The organism is Limnohabitans sp. TS-CS-82 (assembly GCF_002943475.1).
This window is the reverse complement of record NZ_PTQX01000001.1, coordinates 356,427-376,901: the sequence shown is the minus strand read 5'-3', so window position 1 is coordinate 376,901 and position 20,475 is coordinate 356,427. Positions and strand designations below refer to the sequence as shown.

Here is a 20,475-nt window from a genome sequence, read left to right as displayed (position 1 = left end):
TGTTTATAAAGCACAGGTAATTTTGTGATCATGCTGGCGCTTGGGCGACCAGCAACCCGCCAGATTGGCGGGGCATTGACAACAACTGTCGTGTTACACGACAGCTGATCAGCGTCTAGTTACGGGACGTTGGGCTTGATTTGTCGCGCAGCTGTCAGCGACTTTTGAGCTTTGAGGACTTGCTGGCGCTGACGCTCTGCAGACAATGCATCTGCGGCACGATCTTTAGTAGCCTTCAGGTTATCAATGCGCTGTTGCTCAGGTGTTTTAGGCTTAATTGTTTCTCCAAGCACGGGACTGGCAACGATGCTGTCCCAGCCGTATTGGTATTGCAGCAGCAGTCGTGCATGTGTTGTGTTTTCTGCATGAACAACGGTTTTGATCACGCTGCCCTTTATGCGAACGGTGGCGATGTAGTCTTTCATACAGTATTTAGCCAAATAACACCGCAAAAAATCTACGGTTCTATTTGGCAGGACTAAATAATTGCATGAACTACAAAGACATGCAGCAAAGAAAACAGACAGATGACTGGCTTGCAAAAAACGGGGTGAATGTCGCGCACATTTACGCTGGAACGAGTGAGCTTTTCCAAGCGACCAAGCTGGCAACTGCCACGCTAAAAGATTGGGGCAAGCTGCTGGAGCAAAACCAAGCTCATGCGCTGAACAACTTTCTCAAAGCCACTCGCTCATTTGCTACTCGCAACAAGATCACTCAAGGGCAGTGTTTTAAGGTGATGAATATCGCTAAGCAGGCACAGCGCAAGTCAGCCAAGTTCAACAAGCAAAACACCAATGCAACCAAGTAAGGCAGCTCAAGATCACGAGTAAGTCGCTCGTCTAACAAATGGCACAAACGCGGGTTGGAATATGACGGCTAATGACCCCGCTCTCGCAGCAAGTTGGTATGAAGGCTTGCAGCACAGAGAGAGCCGCAGAGTTGCTGCAATGCAAATCAATGCAGAAGCAGTTTGCGAGTTTCAATACATTCGTCTCGCGTCAAACTCTTTCATACTCGTCCTGCGACGGGCTTTGCACTGACCAGAACGACACGGCGGCTTATGTTCATCTTTGTGATGACATAGCCGTCGTTTGCTCAAAACATTTCCCAACCAGTCATCTCTCAGTTCTAAGCGAAGCAACTTGCGTGAGCTGCAAGCGATACGCAAGCGAACGCAGTTCGCTCTCAGCAGTCAAAACACAACCCCTCAAATCAGCGCAGCAAGCGCAGATCTTTCAGCGCCAGCAAGTCATGTAGCTGGGTTAACGAAAAAGCGCTGCAGCGTTGATTTAAGCAATCGCAGCACAAATGTCGTCTTGATCCCACAGATCGTTGGGCTAAAGACATAAATAAATGCGCCAAATAAAAACACGCTTTGATTTACCGCGTTGATTTCATTAAAGATTTTCAACCCGCGGAAATGGCGGGCTATAGGTCGCCCAAAAACACAAAAGAAAACACACTTAAAGAACGAAATCATTTAATGCAAACAACACAAATCATGTCCCAAGCAAAAACACTCACGCCAACAGAAGTTGAACAAGTCTTGAACTACATCGCTACGCAAAGCTTTCCGCTTCGCAACCGCGCGATGTTCTTAACGGGGTTGTGGTCTGGAATGAGAGTTGGAGAAATAGCCAGTCTTTCAGTTGGCAATGTCATGAACAGCGATGGCACTGTCAAAGCGGAAATACGCTTGACTGCAGATCAAACCAAGGGGCGCCAACCACGCACAGTGTTTTTGCCCCAAAAGCTGCAGGAAGAATTGCAAGGCTATTTGGCATTGCGCCAACCTGCAAATCCTTCGCACCCACTTTTCGTAACAGCGGGTCGCAAACGCTTTAGTGCCAACGTGATGGCACAGCACTTTCACTACTTGTTCAAGAAGGCAGGTGTTGCTGGTGCAAGCAGCCACTCCATGCGTCGTAGTTTCATATCGCACTTAGCCGCCAAAGGAATTGGGGTTCGCGTGCTGGCTAGCCTTGCAGGGCACCGCTCAATTGCTGTGACGCAGCGTTACATTGACGTCAACGACGAGATGAAGCGGAACGCAGTTGAGTTGATTTAAAGCTTGTTCCAGTTGGAACAAATTCCTTCCGCTAGGAATATTTCACAACCCGCTCTTTCTTATCAACGATGTCAAACTGCCGTCCTCGCTGCTCTTCCTCGTAATGCACTCTGCGTGCATCGTCAATCTTCCCTGCACTCAAGCTAGACGTTAGATCTAACGACCACCATTGAGCCTCTAGCTCCTTGTGCATTTCAAGCTGACGGGCATTAAATCGCTTGTTCTCAGTTGGCGTGACTGGCTTGAAGCTTGGAAAAACTCCCTGCTCCACATTAGCAATTAACAGTTCGCTGCGCTTGCGTAATCTACTTACGCTGGCTCGCATTCGATTTTGCTTCTCAAAGATCTTGTCTACATCGCCTCCCAATGATTCATTGCTGGGACTGACACGCAACAGCTTGCCTATGCGAAACAGGTCTGCACGCTTCACCAGAGCAACTTTTTCTTCAGTCATGACACGAGTTGACAGCTTGTCAATTAATTCGCGATGAAGAGCATGCACTTCATACATTTTTCTCAACGTATGAACTCTGTATTGCACAGGGTTTAGTTTGAACATGGATGAGCTCATCTCCAATCTGTTATTCAGTCGCTGCTCCTCATGCAAGTCAAGTATTCGCCCAATCTGGCGCTGAATAGTTCGCCGTGAAAGCTTCAACGGTATATCAATCCAAACGTGATCAGCAGAGTATTTGTGCGATGCCCTTTCTCGCGGGTTCCTCGCCACCTCTTTGACTTTGGGGAAAGGGTCCTGCTCCCTAAACACCCAGCTACCGCGATCTATCCACCAATCATCAAACGTGCAGTCGTAGACATTGCCAAAAGCTCTGTAGACCCTTGCCAAGTTTTTATCTTGGGTCTCTACCCTGCTTTCTTTTGAGGTTTGACACACCAGCCAGTAGTCCTTGCTTAGCCGCAAGAACTCCCACCACCAGCGGTGCACCCCCTCTTTCGCCACAGCCAGCGACTCCTCAGGGCTGCGGAACCTCACACGTGACTGCCCCTTGAGCAAATGCTCTTGTGAAGGTGCTTCTAGATCATCTTTCATTTATTAACCTATTGTATGCGTTAAGAGTCTATCAACAGTTAACGATCCATCATTACTACATCGCAGAAACAAACAAAAACAAGTTTCTGGGATGGCTTTAGCAGATCAGCTGGGGCCTTTTAAAAATGCAAATACCTTGAAAGGGTCGCACCATGACAAACATCATCACTCAAGCTACGGCAGCTCAAGCCGCTACTGCAACCATCAATGCCACAGCTGCCTCGCCCAGCATCAAGCTGGACAGTGCAAAAGCAAAGATCAGCATCTCAACTGGCGCAAAAGCCACCAAGCAGTCAGCAAAAGTTGAAGTAACCCCCGTGCTGGACTACAGCCCTAAGCTCAGTGTTGAGCGTGCTGCACAGGACGGTGAAAACCTTGCGACGCATGATCGCTCACATTACGTTACTGAGTTCAAGCGTGGTGTTGAAAAAACTGCTCGTGCCACACTTGAGATGTGTCGCGTGGTCTATGAAGCAAGCCGTGTGCTGGACTCATATCATTTCCAGCACTTCTGCAAAGAGATTGGCTACCACGACAACAGCTCCACCATTCGCAAGTTCATTGCGATTGGCAAGGTTTATCCTCGCTTCATTGATTATGCGGATCAGCTGCCAAGCGGTTGGACTGCGATTTATCAAATTACACAAATCCCTGCAGATCACTTTGAGCACATGCTCAAGAACGGCAAACGTCTTGATGAGCTCAAAGGCAAGCGCTTGCAGGCATTGCTTGGAAAAACTCGCCAGCTGGATGATATGACTGCACCTCTCAAATTCGACAGCGAAGCGGGTGGCTTTGCATTTGGCAAACTGGTCGCGATGCGTAAGTTTGATGATGTAGATTGGCGTGCAATTGAAAAGGCAATGAGCGAACTGGAAGCTCGTCTCCCTGTTAAGTTTGTGGTTCCCAAGGAACTCACGCAAATCGTTGAAGAACGTCGTCTACGTCGCTATCAAAGTGCCAAAAAGCACTATACGCATCAAGAGTTCAAGCCTGACACATGGGATATGGGCGAAGAGGCTAATGCAGTTTTGCCGCGCACTGAGCCTGAAGTCGTGGCTGAAGCCTAAGCCTTTATCTCAAATCTACAGCCCGCCTAGTGCGGGCTTTTTTGTTCCAGTTGGAACAGAAAACAATGTCCAACTCACTACCAACATAACCGCAACCAATCTCTCGCAAGCCCGTGAACTGCTCACACATCTGTATGGCGCAAGCAATGTGCTGCAACTCAGCAGGACGTAATGCAAACGTGCGCCAGTAAAAAACCCCACCGTGTTACCACAGTGGGGTTTTAAGACTTTTAAATCCTTAACTGGCTAAGCCAGCGGGGGGATTAGAAGTTGTGTTGCAAACCAACCAAAGTTGTTTTTTGCTCTTTAGCGATAAAACCATTGGTGGAATTGTCGTAAGTTTGCTTGGCGTAACGTGCGTAAACGCTGGTGCGCTTGCTCAGGTCGTACTTGGCGCCAACTGCAGTCATCTTGATGTCCCAGTTGTCAGTAGTTTTGTCATCCAACTTGCCTGTGTTTGCCATCAAAGTGGTAGCGCCCATTGCGTAAGCAACTGCAACGTTGTAGTTGCTTGACTTACCAGCTGCACGACCAGCTGTAGCTGTAGCGGCGGCTTCTGTAACCGCAGCCAAACGCTCGTCCTTACCAAAACCGTAAGTAGCAGTCAATTGGCCCATGGTGTAAGCAACGTAACCGTGAGTTTGCTTGTGCACAGCAGCTTGGCTGTAGCTAACCAACATAGCCTTCAAAGGACCGTTCACGTATGTCAGGCCAATGTCTGACTTGCTGTTAGCACGAGCAACAGCTGCTGTACCGTTAGATACAGCCAAGTCAGTTGTCTTGGATGCAGATGCGACTTTCAAAGTCAAACCAGAGAATGTAGGTGTTGTGTAAACGATTTGGTTGTTTTCACGAACGTGGCTGAGACCTTGTGAAGTGCCAAAACCTGAACCAACTTTGGTGCCAAATGGCGTACGGCCAGTCACATCCAATGATGGGCTGTTAGGTGAGCCAATCTTGATGTCACCCATGCTGCCTGACAAGCCAACGAATGTTTCGCCACCCAAAGAAGCGGTTTGTCCAATGTTTGTATTGGTTGAGCTACCCCAGTTAGCCTTAGCATCGTTGGTGGAGTTGAAGTCGTTTTCGATCAAGAAGTTGGCTTTCAGACCGCCACCAATGTCTTCAGTACCAAAGAAAGTCACTTGTGAAGTGCCTTGTTGGCTGTTGAACAGGCCAGAAACAGCGCGAACGTTGCCGTTGCCGTAAGTTGTGACTTGGTTGGTCATTGATGGGTCAAAGGTACCTTTGATGCCAACAGTAGATTGAGCTTGTGCGCCGAAAGCGGCGAGTGCTGCGATAGCAACGAGGGTTATTTCCCTTCCTATTCTGCAAATGATTGATTTGCTTCAATAGCGTCAATGTGTTCATAACTTTGACGAGTTATGAACGATGAACTCCCATTTGACGCATTGAAACGGAAAAAATGTACTTAGACGCTCCAGCAAACGATGATTTTTTCTTTATTCCGCGGGCGCGAAATTCCCCGATCAAATCAAGCTTTATGCAGGTGGAAGGTTTGCCTGAAAAACTCAAAATTTTCAGGATTGCAGGAAGTAAGTATTGGCAGGTTCGCATTTTTAGCCATGGGCGCTACATCGGCAAAAGCTTGAAAACAACGGACGTGCATGAAGCGCATGTGCTTGCCAAGAATTTTTATAACGAACTGGTGATGCGTGGGCAGGTTGATGTCTTAGCCGTGCCTGACGGCGATGCGTTGCTGATCATGCGAAAAAACCAATATCTCTTGCATGATTTGATCGAGGAGATTTTGCAAAGAGAGTTGGAGCGTGTGGCCAGAGATGAAATCAAAAAAGAATCATGGCTGATGACCAAGATTCGTCTTGAAGGACTTGTTTTTGATTTCTTGAGACTTAAACCGTTGAGGTCTATCAACACCAAAACCGTCCAAGACTTTGTGCAGTTTTTGACAGAAAAGAACTTGGCTGGTTCCACCATCCTTGGTTATTTGGCGCATTTTCGAAAGTTGTTGAAATTGCTGTTTGTGCGTGGCGTGATTTCGCAAATGCCGCTTTTTCCGCCGGTGAAGTTGCAGCTCAACTCTCGGGGTGCATTCACCGTGACTGAATACAAATTGATCCTTCAAAAATCCAAAGAGCTGACACGCACCACCTACACAGACTGGCCGTCTGGAAAGCGCATTTGGATTCATGCCTCGTACCACACCATGCCCATTGAAATGAATGGACTGATTCGTTTCATGGTGTACACCTTTGTGCGTCCCGGTGATGTGCGACAACTGCAGCACAAACACATCGAAATCATCAAAGGCCAGTTCAACTACTTGCGACTCACTTTGCCCGAGGTCAAGCGTCACAAGGCGCCAATTGTCAGTTTGCCACCTGCTGTGTGCATTTATGAACGCCTGCTCGCACGTCAAAAGGCCCAGGGTTTTGGCCGCCCTGACGACTATGTGTTTTTCCCGCAAGAACCCAATCGCCGCCGCATGCTGGACATCATTGGTTGGCTTTTTAACTGGATTCTCAAAGACCTTGGTATCAAGCAAGGGCCGCATGGGGCCATGCGTTCGCTGTACAGCTTGCGTCATACCGCCATCACATTCAGGCTGATTTTTGGTGGAAATATTGATTTATTGACCTTGGCCAGAAATGCCAGAACTTCGGTGGAAATGATTGAAAAGTTCTACGCCAGCACCCTGTCGGCGGAGATGAATATCGCCCTGTTGCACGGGAAAAGAGGTAAGTAATTTCCCCATGGTGACACTCTCTAGAATGTAGATTTACGCATTCATTCACCACAACTGGAGCTTCACATGAAAAAGCAGTTCGTTACCTTGGCTGTTGCCACCTTGTTGGCAGGCACCGCCTTCGCGCAAGCCAATGACACCCTCGCCAAAGTCAAAGCCGCAGGCAGCATCACCATGGGTGTGCGCGACTCTTCTGGCGCCTTGTCTTACACCTTGGGTGACGGCAAGTATGTGGGCTACCACGTTGAGATTTGCCAGCGCATCATTGCCAACGTTGAAAAAGCAGTGGGCAAAAAGCTGGAAGTGAAATACACACCGGTCACTTCACAAAACCGTATTCCTTTGACTGAGAACGGCACTGTGGATATCGAGTGCGGCTCAACCACCAACAACGAAGCCCGTCAAAAGCAAGTGGCTTTCGCGTTCACCACCTACGTGGAAGAAGTGCGCATCGCTGTGCGCGCTAACTCTGGCATCACGTCTATCGCTCAGTTGAACGGCAAGAACGTGGCTACTACTACTGGTACCACCTCTGTGCAATTGCTCCGCAAGAACGAACGCGCCACAGGCGTTGACTTCAAAGAAGTGTTCGGCAAAGACCACGCAGACAGCTTCTTGTTGCTCGAGTCTGGCCGCGCTGATGCGTTCGTGATGGACGGCCAAATCTTGGCTGGCAACATCGCCAACTCCAAGGCTCCAGCCGATTTCAAAATCGTGGGCGAAGTTTTGAACGTTGAGCCTATCGCCATCATGTTCCGTAAGGACGATCCAGCTTTCAAGAAATTGGCTGACGAGACCATCGCTGGTTTGGCCAAATCTGGCGAACTCGCCAAGCTGTACGACAAGTGGTTCACACAAGCCATTCCTCCAAAGAACATCAAGCTCGGCATGCCTGCCAGCGATGCGAACAAGGACGCTTGGAAAAACTTGAACGACAAGCCTGTCGAAGCCTACGCCAAGAAGTAATTTAGAAAACGCAAACATGACACTCGATTGGCAGGTTTTTCTTCAGGACGACGGTGGTGGACGAACCTACCTCGAGTGGATGTTTGAAGCCTGGGGCTGGACGCTTTCTGTAGCGGGCAGCGCCTGGTTGGTGGCGATGTTGTCAGGATGCCTCATGGGCATCCTGCGCACCTTGCCCCAAGATACGCGTTTGAATGTTTGGTTAGCTAGATTCGCCAACGCGTGGGTGGAGCTGTTTCGCAACATCCCCGTGTTGGTCCAAATTTTTCTCTGGTACTTTGTGTTGCCCAAGGTCTTTCCGGCCATGCAACAAGTGCCGGGGTTTGTGTTGGTGGTGCTGGGCTTAGGCTTCTTCACCTCCTCACGTATTGCAGAGATGCTGCGCGCGGGTATCCAAGCCATGCCACGCGGCCAGCGTTATGCGGCCATGGCCATGGGCTTTACCACTTGGCAAACGTACCGCTATGTGCTGCTGCCCATTGCGTTTCGCACCATTTGGCCGCCGCTCACCAGTGAGTCGATGAACTTGCTCAAAAACTCATCGGTGGCTTTTGCGGTGTCGATTGCCGAGCTCACCATGTACGCCATGCAAGTGCAAGAAGAAACCTCGCGTGGCATTGAGGTGTACTTGGCCGTGACGGCGCTGTACACCGTGTCAGCCTTTGCTGTGAATCGTGTGATGGCCCTCATTGAGCGCCGCATGCAAATCCCTGGCCTTGTGGTTGCGGGCAATGTGGGCGGGGGGCACTGAACATGAGCGCACTTGATTTTTCTTTTGTCGAATGGGATATCTTTAATAAGTTTGTGTTGAAGGGTATGTTGTTCAGCGTGGAACTGACCATCATCGCCACCATCGGCGGCATTGTGTTTGGCACCATCCTCGCGCTCATGCGCTTGTCGGGTAATAAATTTTTAGAACTGCCCGCCGTCATCTATGTGAACGGCATGCGCTCCATCCCCTTGGTGATGGTGATTCTGTGGTTCTTCTTGTTGATCCCGTTTTTGATTGGCCGCTCCATTGGTGCTGAGCTGTCTGCCACCATTACTTTTGTGGCTTTTGAGGCGGCGTACTTCAGCGAAATCATGCGTGCGGGTATTCAGTCCATTCCGCGTGGTCAGGTGATGGCGGGTCAAGCTTTGGGCATGACCTACAGCCAGAACATGCGCCTGATTGTGTTGCCACAAGCCTTTCGTAACATGATTCCCGTGTTGCTCACGCAAACCATCATCTTGTTCCAAGACACCTCATTGGTCTACGCCATTGGTGCGTATGACTTGCTCAAGGGCTTCGTCACCGCCGGCAAGATTTATGGCCGCGTGGAAGAGGTGTACATCTTGGCCGCCTTGGTCTATTTCGTGATTTGTTTTGGCCTCTCGGCCCTCGTGCGTCGCTTACAAGCGCGCATTGCCATCATTCGCTAAGCGTTAAGCTGCGCTGGAGTTCATCGTGATTGAATTAAAAAATGTTTCCAAGTGGTACGGCCCTGTTCAGGTGCTGAACAACTGTTCCACCAACATCCAAAAGGGTGAAGTGGTCGTGGTTTGCGGCCCATCGGGCTCGGGCAAATCCACCCTCATCAAAACCATCAACGCCTTGGAGCCTTTTCAAGAAGGCGAGATCATGGTCGACGGCATTGCGGTGCACGGCAAAGACACCAACCTGCCCAAACTGCGCAGCCGCGTGGGCATGGTGTTTCAGCACTTCGAGTTGTTCCCGCATTTGTCGGTGACCGAGAACTTGACCATTGCGCAGCAAAAGGTGTTGGGTCGCAGCGAAGACGAAGCGCACGCGCACGGTTTGAAATACCTAGAGCGTGTGGGCCTGATGGCGCACAAAGACAAGTTCCCAGGCCAGCTCTCAGGCGGCCAACAACAACGCGTGGCCATTGCCCGTGCCCTGAGCATGGACCCCATCGTGATGTTGTTTGACGAGCCCACCTCGGCACTCGACCCCGAGATGGTGGGCGAGGTGTTGGACGTGATGGTGGACTTGGCCAATGAAGGCATGACCATGATGTGCGTGACGCACGAAATGGGCTTTGCCCGCAAAGTGGGCAGCCGCGTGATCTTCATGGATGTCGGCGGTAAGATTTTGGAAGACTGCTCGAAGGATGAGTTCTTCAACCACCCCGAAAACCGTCAGCCACGCACCAAAGAGTTCTTGAACAAGATCTTGGCGCACTGATATCTGTTTTCCCTCCGGAGAGGGTTGCGCAGCTTGGGTGCGGCGGCTTCCTCATGCTGGAGTACCAAAAATCGTCAGCCGCCGCACCCAAGCCGCGCAACAGTCGTTAGACCAGAAACAAAAAGCGACAATAAAAGCATGACGCAACAAATCACCATCACAAAACCCGACGACTGGCACCTGCATGTGCGCGATGGCGCTGCACTCAACACCGTGGTGCCCCACACCGCCGCCGAATTTGGCCGCGCCATCATCATGCCCAACCTCAAGCCCCCCGTCACCACGGCGGCGCAAGCGCTTGCGTACAAACAACGCATCATGGCTGCAGTGCCGCAAGGCGTGAGCTTCGAGCCCTTGATGACGCTCTACCTCACCGACAACCTGCCCGCCGACGAAATCGCCCGCGCCAAAGACGCTGGCGTGGTCGCCGCCAAGCTCTACCCAGCAGGCGCCACCACCAACAGCGATGCCGGCGTGACCGACATGCGCAAGACCTACAAAACACTCGAAGCCATGCAAAAAGCAGGCATGTTGTTGTTGGTGCACGGTGAAGTCACTAGCAGCGACATTGACCTTTTTGACCGCGAAGCCGTGTTCATCGACACACAGCTCATTCCGCTGCGCAAAGATTTCCCCGAACTCAAAATTGTGTTCGAGCACATCACCACAGCCGATGCAGCGCAATACGTGGCCGAGAGCGATCAGTACACGGGCGCCACCATCACCGCGCACCACTTGCTGTACAACCGCAATGCCATCTTCACCGGTGGCATTCGCCCACATTACTACTGCTTGCCCGTGCTCAAGCGCGAGACACATCGCTTGGCTTTGGTTAAGGCCGCCACCAGTGGCTCATCCAAATTCTTCTTGGGCACCGACAGCGCGCCACACCCCGCTCAGCTGAAAGAACACGCCACAGGTTGCGCCGGTTGCTACACCGCCCATGCAGCTATGCCTATGTACGCCGAAGCGTTTGACAATGCAGGCGCGCTCGACAAACTTGAAGGCTTTGCCAGCTTCCACGGCGCAGACTTTTACGGCTTGCCACGCAACTCGGGCACGCTCACCCTGCGTAAAGAAAGCTGGACGCCGCCTGAGAGCTTTGCGTTTGGCGAAGCCGACTTGAAGCCTCTGCGCTCTGGCGAGGCATTGCCTTGGCGCGTGGTTTAAATCCAAAAACAGAAGGCTTTGCAGGCGCTGTCTTAGCCGAGATTGATTGGTCGCAGCCGTGGTTCGCACCGTGGCGAGAACTCGGTGAGCCAACGGCACATCTAGCGCTGAAGCAGCAAAGCGTTGCCGAAGCTCTTAACGCAATCACATGCACAGCCAAGCGCGAGGCCAGCGCGGGCTCGGGTGATATTGCGAGCGCAGCGAGCGTGAACACGACCCGTGCTGGCCTCGCGCTTGGCGATGCCAAAGAAGTGACGTTCGTCCCCCAGTCAGCCCTCCCCGAAGGTCAAGCCTACGAAGACTTCATCTTCAAAACGGCCCAAGTCCCCACCCGCGACGGCCTGCACGACTTCTTCAACGGTTTGTGCTGGCATCGCTTCCCACTGGCCAAGCGTCGCCTGAATCAACTGCAAGCCGCTGAGATCGAAGCTCAAGGCATCAGTGCTACACGCGGCCCTGTGCGCGATGCACTCACCTTGTTTGACGAAAACGTCGTGCTCATGCACGCATCCGACGAGGTGTGGGCTGCGTTGCAAGCGCGTGATTGGCTCAAGCTCTTTGTGTACCTCCGTGACCAATGGCAGCACGTTCACCTCGTGTTGTTCGGCCATGCCTTGGTCGAAAAACTCGTCACGCCTTACAAGTCCATCACCGGCCATGTGTACCGCGTGGCCAATGAGGTCAACCCACACGACGAAGCCGCGTTAGATGCGTGGCTGGTGCAAGATCTGCAGCCTGCCAAACTAGCTACTAAACCTTTCGAGCCACTGCCCGTTTTGGGCGTTCCAGGCTGGTGTGCTGACAATGCCGAGCGTGCTTATTACGAAGACACAAATGTGTTTCGTCCTAAGCGTGAATTAGCCATTAAGGCATCCAAATAGCTCACAGCTTTGCCTAACTTTTGTGTGGTTTTTAAAATGCTGCGTGTTGAATTGCCAGCAATCGCCCCTACCATTCATAACAGCGGACCTTTGTATTACCCGCTGAAAAGGAAACCATGAAACGCATTCTTCTGTTCGTCCTCACCAACCTCGCCGTCATGGTGGTGCTGGGGGTCGTCGCCAGTTTGCTGGGCGTCAACCGCTTTCTCACCGCCAACGGGTTAAACCTGTCGGCCTTGCTTGGCTTCTCGCTCATCATGGGTTTTGGCGGTGCCATCATTTCGCTCTTGATGAGCAAACCCATGGCCAAGTGGAGCACGGGCGCACACGTCATCACCCAACCCGCCAACCAAGACGAAGCGTGGTTGGTGAGCGTGGTGCAACGCTTGTCTGAACGCGCTGGCATCACCATGCCCGAAGTCGCTATTTATGAGGGTGAGCCCAACGCATTCGCCACCGGTGCATTCAAAAACTCAGCTTTGGTGGCAGTGTCCACCGGCTTGCTGCAAGGCATGACCAAAGAAGAAATCGAAGCTGTTCTGGGTCACGAAATTGCCCACGTCGCCAATGGCGACATGGTCACGCTCACGCTCATCCAAGGCGTGCTCAACACCTTTGTGGTGTTCTTGAGCCGCGTGATTGGCTACTTTGTGGACAGCATGCTCCGCAGCAAAGACGACGAATCCACTGGCCCCGGCATGGGCTACTACATCACCAGCTTCGTGCTCGACATCTTGCTTGGCTTCGTGGCCAGCATGATCGTGGCCTGGTTCAGCCGTTACCGCGAGTTCGCTGCGGATGAAGGCTCAGCCAAGCTCTTGGGCAACAAACAACCCATGATCAACGCCTTGGCCCGTTTGAACAGCATGCAAGCGGGCGAGCTGCCCACCAGCGTGGCTGCCATGGGCATCACCGGTGGTTTGGGCAAGTTGTTTGCCTCACACCCACCGTTGGAAGAGCGCATTGCAGCTTTGCAAGCGGCGCGCTGATTTTTGAACGCGGCTAACTCTCCTTGGACGGTCGCCCCCGCGCAAGCGGTGGCGACCGTTGCCATTCAGCCTGCTGCTGAACTCACGCCTGCGCAAAAACGTTTCAACACGTTGCTGGCGCGTGTGTCGGCCTTGTCTGATTCGATTGCCACGCTAGAGGCCTTGTCTACGCAGCACCGCAGCAGTCACCTGACTGCGATGAGCGCGTTGAAAAACCAAGAAGACACTGCACGCAAAAACCTGTTGTTGTTTTTAGATGGCCGTTTGCATCAGGCAGAGCTCACTGCCTCACACAGACGCAGCGCCACGCAAATAATTCTTGCGCTTTGCGAAGCGCTAGAACACAAGAAAGACGGCCAAGTACAAGCGGTGTTCAACCAACACCACAGCGAAGAAGACGCACAAGCCTTGGCCGAAGAGGCCCGCGCAGGCGCCGAACATGCCAAGGCCGTGTTTGAAGATTTGTTTGGCAAACCCTTGCATGGCGCAGACGACTTGCACACGGCAGAGGCCGTATTTGAAGCAGGTCTGCGCCAATACCGCGAACAGCAACAGCGCCTCGAAGACAAGCGCCAAGCCAAGAAGGCCAAGAAAAAACCAGCGGCGCGTCAGCTCAAAGACGCGCAGCAAAAGATGGATGCCAACACCGCGCTGCGCACGGTGTATCGCCAGCTCGCCAGCGCCTTGCACCCCGACCGCGAGCCCGATGAGGCCGAGCGTCTGCGCAAGACCGCGTTGATGAGCGAAGTGAATGCCGCGTATGACCGCAAGAACTTGTCGGAGTTGCTCAAGCTGCAATTGCAATTGGCACAGATCGACAGTGCGGCCTTGAGCCGTATCGCCGACGACAAACTCAACGCCATGTGCCTGCTGCTCAAAGAGCAAGTGGAAGCGCTGGAAGAAGACGAAGCACAAGCCCAGTTTGAAATTCGTCACTACCTTGGCGTGAACGAGCTCGATCACATCAGCGCCGAAAGCTTGGCGCGCGCACTGGCCATTCAGCTGCGGGACAAAGAGCATGAGGTCGACACGCTAGAGCGCGACTTGCGTCGCATTCAAAACGAAGCGGAGCTGAAACGCTGGCTCAAGGAGCAAGCGCAGCTGGCCAAAGAAGCGCGGGCAGAGCTGACCGATTTGGACCGCTTGCTGTACCGATAAAAAGAAACAGCGCCCATGAAGGCGCTGTTAAGTTTTTTAACCGCTGAGTTGTTAGCCCGGAATATCCGGCTCCACCAGCTTGGCCAATTGCTCCAGCGACTCTTGCCATCCGAGATAACACATCTCCAAGGGAATCATCTCAGGAATGCCTGCTTGGGTGACGTTCAACTCTGTGCCGCAGATCACGGGCGTGAGCGACACCGTCACCTCCAGCACACCTGGCAAGTCGGGGTCTTCAAACTTGTCGGTGTAGCGGATGCGTTCGTTAGGCACGAGCTCAAGGTACTCACCACCAAACGAATGGCCATTGCCACTGCCGAAGTTATGAAACGACATACGGAACGTGCCGCCTACTTTTGCATCGAGGTGATGCACGGTGCAGGTGAAGCCATAAGGCGGTAGCCACTTGGCCAAAGCGCCGCCTTCTAGGAAGGCGCGATACACCTTTTCGGGCGACGCTTTCAAAACTCGGTGCAGGTGAACGCTTCGGCTCGACATGTCGATCTCCATGAAAGAGTTTTCAAATACTTGCAGTGCTTAAACCGGCAAATAACCTTCAACCGACAAATAACGCTCACCCGTGTCGTAGTTAAAGCCCAGCACGGTTGCACCCGCTGGAATCTCAGGCAGCTTCTGTGCAATCGCAGCCAGCGTGGCACCCGAAGAGATACCCACCAACAAACCTTCTTCAGCAGCGCTGCGGCGGCCCATTTCACGTGCTGCGTCGGCTTCGACTTGAATCACACCGTCGAGCAATGCCGTGTCTAAGTTCTTAGGAATGAAGCCCGCGCCAATGCCTTGGATGGGGTGGGGCGCAGGCGCACCGCCGGAGATGACGGGCGATGCGGTGGGCTCGACCGCGTACACCTTCAAGTTGGGCCACTTGGCTTTGAGCACTTTGGCGGCACCCGTTAAGTGGCCGCCCGTGCCCACGCCGGTGATGAGTACGTCCACGCCATCGGGGAAATCCGCGATGATTTCTTGCGCGGTGGTGCGTGTGTGCACGTCGATGTTGGCTGGGTTTTCAAACTGCTGTGGAATCCATGCGCCTGGTGTTTGTGCTGCCAGCTCTTCGGCACGGGCGATGGCGCCCTTCATGCCTTTTTCACGTGGCGTCAAATCAAACGATGCGCCGTAGGCCAGCATCAAGCGGCGGCGTTCGATGCTCATGCTGTCGGGCATGACCAAGATCAGTTTGTAGCCTTTCACAGCAGCCACCATCGCCAAGCCAACGCCTGTGTTGCCCGAGGTGGGTTCGATGATTGTGCCGCCTGCTTTGAGTGCACCCGACTTCTCTGCCGCTTCCACCATCGCCAAGGCGATACGGTCTTTGATGGAGCCACCGGGGTTGGTGCGCTCGGATTTGATCCATACCTGATGCGTGTTGCCAAACAGGCGGTTGATGCGGATGTGCGGCGTGTTGCCGATCGTGTCTAAAACGCTGTTGGCTTTCATGAGTGGCTCCTAGAAGAAATGAGTTGTCGTGCGACGGCTTCACCGACTTTAATGCCATCCACGCCCGCCGACAAAATGCCGCCTGCATAACCCGCGCCTTCGCCTGCTGGATACAGGCCAAAGAGCGTGGGGCTTTGCAAGCTGTCGTCTTCGCGGGCAATGCGCAGGGGCGATGAGGTGCGAGTTTCCACACCGGTCATCACCGCGTCGTGCATGTCAAAGCCTTTGATTTTTTGGCCGAACACCGGCAGCGCTTCGCGCATGGCGGCGATGGCGTAGTGGGGCAGTGCGCTGTTGAGGCTCACCATCTTCACGCCTGGTTTGTAGGAAGGTTCGACGCTGCCCAGCGCAGTGGATGCTCGGTCGGCCACAAAGTCGCCCACCAGTTGTGCGGGGGCTTCGTAGCTGCTGCCGCCGAGTGTGTAGGCATGGGCTTCGAGTTGGCGTTGCAACACCAAGCCTGCCAGCGGGTGGTAGCCACCGGGTGCATCGTGCGTGGTGTGGCGTACGGCGTTGCCAAGCTCTTGGCCCAGCTCAGATTCAAAGGCCGCTGGGTCGGTGGGGTAGTCGCTCGGGTCAATACCCACCACGATGCCTGCGTTGGCATTGCGCTCGGCGCGCGAATATTGGCTCATGCCGTTGGTCACCACGCGGCCAGCTTCGCTGGTGGCGGCTACCACCGTGCCACCGGGGCACATGCAAAAGCTATACACGGCGCGGCCGTTTTCGGCGTGGTGCACCAGCTTGTAGTCGGCCGCGCCCAGCAATGGATGGCCAGCGTGCTGGCCCCAACGTGCGCGGTCAATCACGCCTTGCGGGTGTTCAATGCGCACGCCCACTGAGAACGGTTTGGCTTCCATCGCCACCGCATGGCGGTGCAACATGGTGAAGGTGTCGCGAGAGCTGTGGCCCAGCGCCATCACCACATGGCGGGCGGGTAGGGTGTATGTCTCGTCGGTGGCGTGGTTGTGTATGCGCAGGGCTTGGATGGCTCGGGGTGATGATGCATTGCTAGCGTTGTCTTCGTAGTCGATATCCACCACGCGCTGCTCAAAACGCACTTCTCCACCGAGGCGAATGATTTCTTCGCGCAAGCCTTCCACCACTTTCACTAGCTTGAAAGTGCCGATGTGCGGGTGCGCGGTGAACAAAATTTCTTCGGGTGCACCAAAGCGCACAAACTCGTTCATCACCTTGCGGCCCAAATGGCGCGGGTCTTTGATTTGGCTGTACAGCTTGCCGTCTGAGAACGTGCCTGCGCCACCTTCGCCGAACTGCACGTTGCTCTCAACGTTCAAAATCTTTTTGCGCCACAAGCCCCAGGTGTCTTTGGTGCGTTGACGTACGGTGGTGCCGCGTTCAATCACGATGGGCTTGAAGCCCATTTGCGCCAACACCAGCGCCGCAAAAATACCGCAGGGGCCGAAGCCCACCACCACAGGGCGCTCGCCTGTATGTGTGCCCCAGTCGCCTGGCGCGTGTGCGGGCGCGAGCCACGACATGTCGGGTGTGGGTTGAATGTGTGAGTTCTTTTCGTACTTGGCCAATAGCGGTGCTTCTTGCGAGGCATCGGCCAAAGTGATGTCTACGATGTAGACCACCAGCAAGTTTTGTTTGCGCGCATCAAAGCTGCGCTTGAACACCTCTAGGGTGGCGATGGCGTCTGTTGATATGCCTAAAGCTTCAGCAGCGAGCGTGCGAAGTGCATCAATCGGGTGAGGTGGAAGCTGGCGGTCTGCCTCGGTTTCGGCGGGCGCATCGGCGGCGCGGCGTTCTTCTACGGGGAGGGCAGACAGCGGGAGTTTGAGTTCTGAGAGTCGAATCACAAGCGTGTGGCCCGTGGTGATCGGGCAAGTTATGTCGAGGGCCTTGATTATCCGTCGATAATCAAGCCGTGAAGCTCGCTAGGCCGTCGCTGGTGCAATCTGGGAAACCAGGCACTGGAGGAACGTCCGGACTGCGTAGGACAGCGTAAGAGGTAACACCTCTCCACCGTGAGGTGAGGATTAGAGCAACAGAGACGAGTCGCACCAGGGCAACTTGGTGCGGGTGAAACGGGCAATCTCTACGCGCAGCAATACCAAGTAGGCCAACGCGGAGCGGCGCGGTTCGCCGCGTCTTTTCCAACTTGCGGTTCGCAGGTTGTTGGCGGGTAGGTAGCACCGAGCCGAGTGGGCAACCCTCGGCCCAGATTAATGACGGTCACGCCGTGGGCAACTACGGTGCACAGAATCCGGCGTATCGGCGAGCTTCACACTTTTTTCTTTACCAAGGCCGCAGATGTCAGAACTCACCCCCGTCGACGGCTTTGAGCAACCCATCGTGCATGAAACCGCACTCAGCAAATCGATGGTGTTTTCAGACATCGACATTCAAAGCCGCATGAGCGTGGCGCGGCCTGATGAGTTGCAGTTTGAATACACGCGTTTGATGATGGGGGTGTTGTTGTTTCAACCGCAACCCAAACGCATCTTGATGGTGGGCTTGGGCGGCGGTTCACTCGCCAAGTTTTGTTACAAACATTTGCCTGATACGCATATCACGGTGGTGGAGATCAACCCACACGTCATTGCACTGCGTCAAAGCTTTTGCGTTCCCGATGACGATGCGCGTTTTCAAGTGTTGCAGATGGATGCTGCGCATTTCATGGCGCAAACCGAGCAAACCTTTGATGTGGTGTTTGTCGATGGCTTTGACCAACACGGCATGCCCGAACAGTTGTGTTCGCCGCAGTTTTATTCAGACTGCCGCCGTGTGTTGAACACCGGCGGTGTCACCGTGGCCAACTTGCACCGGTTCAGCGCTTACCGCGATGTGTATGTGGACCGCATCGAAGCGGCGTTTGACGGTGCGTTGTGGATCGTCAATGCGCCGGGTACGACCAACTGTGTGGTGTTTGCGATGCATAATTTTTCTAAACAGACCAAGCTCACTTTCAGCAAACAAAAGCCGACGCACATGAGTGATGAAGCTTGGGCGCAGATTTCACCCAGTGTGGCGCGGGTGTTTTTGGCCACGCAGAACACAACCACTGTTTAGCACCGCTCTACGCGAGGCTGCGAATACGCTCCACATGCGCCAGTAACGAGCGCATGGCCACCGGCCACAAACGTGGTGGCACATCGTCATAGGCTTGTTTGACCCAATCATTCATGCTGCCTTCGGCGTGCTGCTGCATGACCTTCAAAATTTTGGCTTCGCGTTTGAGGCGATGTGCTTTGAGGTGGTTGATGCAGGCGCGTGCATCGTGCGGTTCATCCCACAAGTTGCCCAACACATAGCCGTGTGCGGGCAGGATGAAATCAATGCGGTCTTGCTCACAAGCTGCCAACAGTTTGTCTAGCGAGTTGAGGTAATCGTTCATGTTGCCATCGGGCGGGTCGATCACGGTGGTGCTGCCGTTGAGCACATGGTCGCCGCTGAACAGCAAGCCGTCTTCTTCCAGCACCAAGCACAGGTGGTTGGCTGCATGGCCCGGTGTGTGGATGACGCGCAGGGTGTGCGTCATTCCATTCCCTGCCAACAACAAACGTTCACCATCTTCAAGCTCGCGGTCTGGGGTGAAGGCGCTAGCTGCACGTGCAGTTGCGTGAGAGGCCAAACCAAGAACGGGCGGCGTGTGCCCATGCTGGGTGCACATCGCTTGCAACGGTGCCGCGCCCGGCGAGTGGTCGGGGTGCGAATGGGTGCACACGATGTAGCGGATGTTGCCGCCTGCGGCACGCCACAAACGGTCCAGGTGTTCGGGATCGGCGGGGCCGGGGTCGATGGCGGCGTAGCCCGTGTCGGGGTCGCCCACCAAATAGCTGTTGGTGCCGGGGCCTGTCATCACGCCGGGGTTGGGGGCGGTGAGGCGTTGCACGTTTTTCAACAGCAACACGGGTTGATCGGTCACCCAATCGAGGTGGTGCAGCATTTGTCCATCGGGACAGGTGAGGGCCAGTTCGCCAAACGGGCCTTCGTGTTCCATGTAGCGCGCTTCTTTGCCGCCCAACCAACCCGCACGTGGGCAGCTGGTGAACCAGGGTTGCTCGGTGGCGCAGTCGGCCAACACGCTGTCTACCGTGGCGTAGCTTTGCAAACGCTCTAGCGTTTTGATGGTGGGGTAGATGATGAAGAAGTTGCCCTCAGCGTGGCGTGCCAAGGCGTCGGCAGGGCGCACCCAGACTGGCTCGAACTGCTCTTTTTCGTCGGCCACGGGCGTTTGTGCATCGGGCATGCGGGCCACGAGGAAGGGCACGTCAAAGCGGCGGGGCAGGTCGCGGTCGGTGATCCAGTGGGCGAGTACAAACACCTCGTCCGCTGCGAGCGTCAGGCCGCGTGCGGCGCATTGCTGCGCAAAGTCGCCTTGGACCGCATCGCGATCGAGGGCTGCAATGTCAGAGGTGTTGGCCATTTGTCCGTTGGCATGACGGGCTAACAAGATGCCCAGTTCTTCAAAGCTTTCGCGAATGGCCGCAATGGCTTGGGTGAGGTGCAAATCGCTTTGCGTGGCGCGGCGCTTGGCGTGGCCGTGGGCCTGCGCATCAGCGACGTCAATGCCGCCACCCGGGAACACATACGCGCCTGGCGCAAAACTGGCGGTCATCGAGCGGCGCGTCATCAGCACTTCTAGACCTTCCGGACCATCGCGCAGCAACAGCACAGTGGCGGCGGGCAACACGCGCGCGGGTTCTTGGTGGGGGTGGGGGAGTTGGGTAGAGCGGGCCATCGGCATATTATGGAGAAGCCCTGCAAACACGTGCCCTCTGAGT

At 54.2% G+C, this 20,475-nt stretch carries 20 protein-coding genes and 1 other RNA gene; 14 read left to right on the top strand and 7 right to left on the bottom strand.

The genetic code is table 11. The features are described 5' to 3' along the window. Positions 1-119 precede the first annotated feature (119 nt). Positions 120-425: a hypothetical protein gene (locus C5F52_RS30165; RefSeq protein WP_236657681.1), complete on the bottom strand. Its 306-nt coding sequence runs from the start codon at positions 423-425 to the stop codon at positions 120-122. 65 nt (positions 426-490) lie between these two features. Here C5F52_RS30165 and C5F52_RS01675 point away from each other — a divergent pair, with 65 nt between their 5' ends. Together C5F52_RS01675 and C5F52_RS01665 are read left to right on the top strand one after the other, a co-directional pair. After that, positions 491-811, top strand: coding sequence for a hypothetical protein (locus C5F52_RS01675; protein ID WP_104796589.1), 321 nt, complete (start codon positions 491-493; stop codon positions 809-811). Positions 812-1,378: 567 nt separating this feature from the next. After that, positions 1,379-2,071, top strand: a complete 693-nt coding sequence (locus C5F52_RS01665; RefSeq protein ID WP_369951838.1) for a tyrosine-type recombinase/integrase — start codon at positions 1,379-1,381, stop codon at positions 2,069-2,071. Between the two features lie 31 nt (positions 2,072-2,102). Here C5F52_RS01665 and C5F52_RS01660 read toward each other — a convergent pair whose 3' ends face one another. After that, the gene (locus C5F52_RS01660) at positions 2,103-3,119 is read right to left on the bottom strand and encodes a hypothetical protein (protein ID WP_104796587.1); all 1,017 of its coding nucleotides are present in this window, start codon (positions 3,117-3,119) and stop codon (positions 2,103-2,105) included. Between the two features lie 152 nt (positions 3,120-3,271). Between C5F52_RS01660 and C5F52_RS01655 the strand changes: the two genes are divergently transcribed. Then, on the top strand, positions 3,272-4,189 hold the full coding sequence (locus tag C5F52_RS01655; protein ID WP_104796586.1) for a hypothetical protein: 918 nt from the start codon (positions 3,272-3,274) through the stop codon (positions 4,187-4,189). 263 nt (positions 4,190-4,452) lie between these two features. Here C5F52_RS01655 and C5F52_RS01650 read toward each other — a convergent pair whose 3' ends face one another. Next, positions 4,453-5,490: a porin gene (locus tag C5F52_RS01650; protein WP_255416354.1), complete on the bottom strand. Its 1,038-nt coding sequence runs from the start codon at positions 5,488-5,490 to the stop codon at positions 4,453-4,455. A 218-nt stretch (positions 5,491-5,708) separates the two neighbouring features. Between C5F52_RS01650 and C5F52_RS01645 the strand changes: the two genes are divergently transcribed. The 9 genes from C5F52_RS01645 to C5F52_RS01605 all read left to right on the top strand — a co-directional run bounded on the left by C5F52_RS01645 (position 5,709) and on the right by C5F52_RS01605 (position 14,266). Continuing rightward, complete coding sequence (locus C5F52_RS01645; protein ID WP_146100014.1) at positions 5,709-6,917, top strand: phage integrase SAM-like domain-containing protein; 1,209 nt, start codon at positions 5,709-5,711, stop codon at positions 6,915-6,917. 66 nt (positions 6,918-6,983) lie between these two features. Next, positions 6,984-7,883, top strand: a complete 900-nt coding sequence (locus tag C5F52_RS01640) for a transporter substrate-binding domain-containing protein (RefSeq protein ID WP_104796583.1) — start codon at positions 6,984-6,986, stop codon at positions 7,881-7,883. A gap of 16 nt (positions 7,884-7,899) precedes the next feature. Further along, entirely contained in the window at positions 7,900-8,634 is a 735-nt protein-coding gene (locus C5F52_RS01635) for an amino acid ABC transporter permease (RefSeq protein WP_104796582.1), read from the top strand. A 2-nt stretch (positions 8,635-8,636) separates the two neighbouring features. Then, entirely contained in the window at positions 8,637-9,305 is a 669-nt protein-coding gene (locus tag C5F52_RS01630; protein ID WP_201746938.1) for an amino acid ABC transporter permease, read from the top strand. 25 nt (positions 9,306-9,330) lie between these two features. Then, positions 9,331-10,068, top strand: a complete 738-nt coding sequence (locus tag C5F52_RS01625) for an amino acid ABC transporter ATP-binding protein (RefSeq protein ID WP_104796580.1) — start codon at positions 9,331-9,333, stop codon at positions 10,066-10,068. 138 nt (positions 10,069-10,206) lie between these two features. Next, a complete protein-coding gene (pyrC, locus tag C5F52_RS01620; protein WP_104796579.1) occupies positions 10,207-11,238 on the top strand; it encodes a dihydroorotase in 1,032 nt (343 codons plus the stop codon). Between the two features lie 206 nt (positions 11,239-11,444). Beyond that, on the top strand, positions 11,445-12,119 hold the full coding sequence (locus C5F52_RS01615; protein WP_369951837.1) for a DUF3025 domain-containing protein: 675 nt from the start codon (positions 11,445-11,447) through the stop codon (positions 12,117-12,119). Between the two features lie 116 nt (positions 12,120-12,235). Then, complete coding sequence (gene htpX, locus C5F52_RS01610; protein ID WP_104796577.1) at positions 12,236-13,108, top strand: protease HtpX; 873 nt, start codon at positions 12,236-12,238, stop codon at positions 13,106-13,108. A 3-nt stretch (positions 13,109-13,111) separates the two neighbouring features. Beyond that, positions 13,112-14,266, top strand: coding sequence for a hypothetical protein (locus tag C5F52_RS01605; RefSeq protein WP_104796576.1), 1,155 nt, complete (start codon positions 13,112-13,114; stop codon positions 14,264-14,266). Positions 14,267-14,317: 51 nt separating this feature from the next. Here the strand turns inward: C5F52_RS01605 and C5F52_RS01600 are convergent, their stop codons facing one another. From C5F52_RS01600 to C5F52_RS01590, 3 genes are read right to left on the bottom strand one after another with little or no spacing between them, the layout of a single operon-like run. Next, a complete protein-coding gene (locus C5F52_RS01600; protein ID WP_104797119.1) occupies positions 14,318-14,764 on the bottom strand; it encodes an SRPBCC family protein in 447 nt (148 codons plus the stop codon). 39 nt (positions 14,765-14,803) lie between these two features. Continuing rightward, the gene (cysK, locus tag C5F52_RS01595; RefSeq protein ID WP_104796575.1) at positions 14,804-15,721 is read right to left on the bottom strand and encodes a cysteine synthase A; all 918 of its coding nucleotides are present in this window, start codon (positions 15,719-15,721) and stop codon (positions 14,804-14,806) included. Continuing rightward, positions 15,718-17,547 (bottom strand): NAD(P)/FAD-dependent oxidoreductase, encoded by a 1,830-nt coding sequence (locus C5F52_RS01590; RefSeq protein ID WP_104796574.1) that lies wholly within the window; start codon positions 17,545-17,547, stop codon positions 15,718-15,720. The genes cysK and C5F52_RS01590 overlap by 4 nt, the downstream gene beginning before the upstream one ends. A 70-nt stretch (positions 17,548-17,617) precedes the next feature. Between C5F52_RS01590 and rnpB the strand changes: the two genes are divergently transcribed. Next, positions 17,618-17,978: RNase P RNA component class A (gene rnpB, locus C5F52_RS01585), an RNA gene on the top strand. A 23-nt stretch (positions 17,979-18,001) separates the two neighbouring features. Further along, positions 18,002-18,760 carry a fused MFS/spermidine synthase gene (locus C5F52_RS01580; protein WP_104796573.1) on the top strand — a complete coding sequence of 253 codons (759 nt, stop codon included), beginning with the start codon at positions 18,002-18,004 and terminating at the stop codon, positions 18,758-18,760. Positions 18,761-18,767: 7 nt separating this feature from the next. Here the strand turns inward: C5F52_RS01580 and C5F52_RS01575 are convergent, their stop codons facing one another. After that, positions 18,768-20,432: an MBL fold metallo-hydrolase gene (locus C5F52_RS01575; RefSeq protein WP_104796572.1), complete on the bottom strand. Its 1,665-nt coding sequence runs from the start codon at positions 20,430-20,432 to the stop codon at positions 18,768-18,770. Between the last annotated feature and the right edge of the window lie 43 nt (positions 20,433-20,475).

Excerpts from the sequence above, each read along its gene's own strand:
- C5F52_RS01630 (WP_201746938.1), top strand. The coding sequence starts at position 8,637 with ATGAGCGCACTTGATTTTTCTTTTGTCGAATGGGATATCTTTAATAAG.
- C5F52_RS01600 (WP_104797119.1), bottom strand. The coding sequence starts at position 14,764 with ATGTCGAGCCGAAGCGTTCACCTGCACCGAGTTTTGAAAGCGTCGCCC.
- C5F52_RS01640 (WP_104796583.1), top strand. The coding sequence starts at position 6,984 with ATGAAAAAGCAGTTCGTTACCTTGGCTGTTGCCACCTTGTTGGCAGGC.
- C5F52_RS01660 (WP_104796587.1), bottom strand. The coding sequence starts at position 3,119 with ATGAAAGATGATCTAGAAGCACCTTCACAAGAGCATTTGCTCAAGGGG.
- C5F52_RS01580 (WP_104796573.1), top strand. The coding sequence starts at position 18,002 with ATGTCAGAACTCACCCCCGTCGACGGCTTTGAGCAACCCATCGTGCAT.
- C5F52_RS30165 (WP_236657681.1), bottom strand. The coding sequence starts at position 425 with ATGAAAGACTACATCGCCACCGTTCGCATAAAGGGCAGCGTGATCAAA.
- C5F52_RS01635 (WP_104796582.1), top strand. The coding sequence starts at position 7,900 with ATGACACTCGATTGGCAGGTTTTTCTTCAGGACGACGGTGGTGGACGA.
- htpX (WP_104796577.1), top strand. The coding sequence starts at position 12,236 with ATGAAACGCATTCTTCTGTTCGTCCTCACCAACCTCGCCGTCATGGTG.
- C5F52_RS01655 (WP_104796586.1), top strand. The coding sequence starts at position 3,272 with ATGACAAACATCATCACTCAAGCTACGGCAGCTCAAGCCGCTACTGCA.
- pyrC (WP_104796579.1), top strand. The coding sequence starts at position 10,207 with ATGACGCAACAAATCACCATCACAAAACCCGACGACTGGCACCTGCAT.
- C5F52_RS01575 (WP_104796572.1), bottom strand. The coding sequence starts at position 20,432 with ATGGCCCGCTCTACCCAACTCCCCCACCCCCACCAAGAACCCGCGCGC.
- cysK (WP_104796575.1), bottom strand. The coding sequence starts at position 15,721 with ATGAAAGCCAACAGCGTTTTAGACACGATCGGCAACACGCCGCACATC.
- C5F52_RS01675 (WP_104796589.1), top strand. The coding sequence starts at position 491 with ATGAACTACAAAGACATGCAGCAAAGAAAACAGACAGATGACTGGCTT.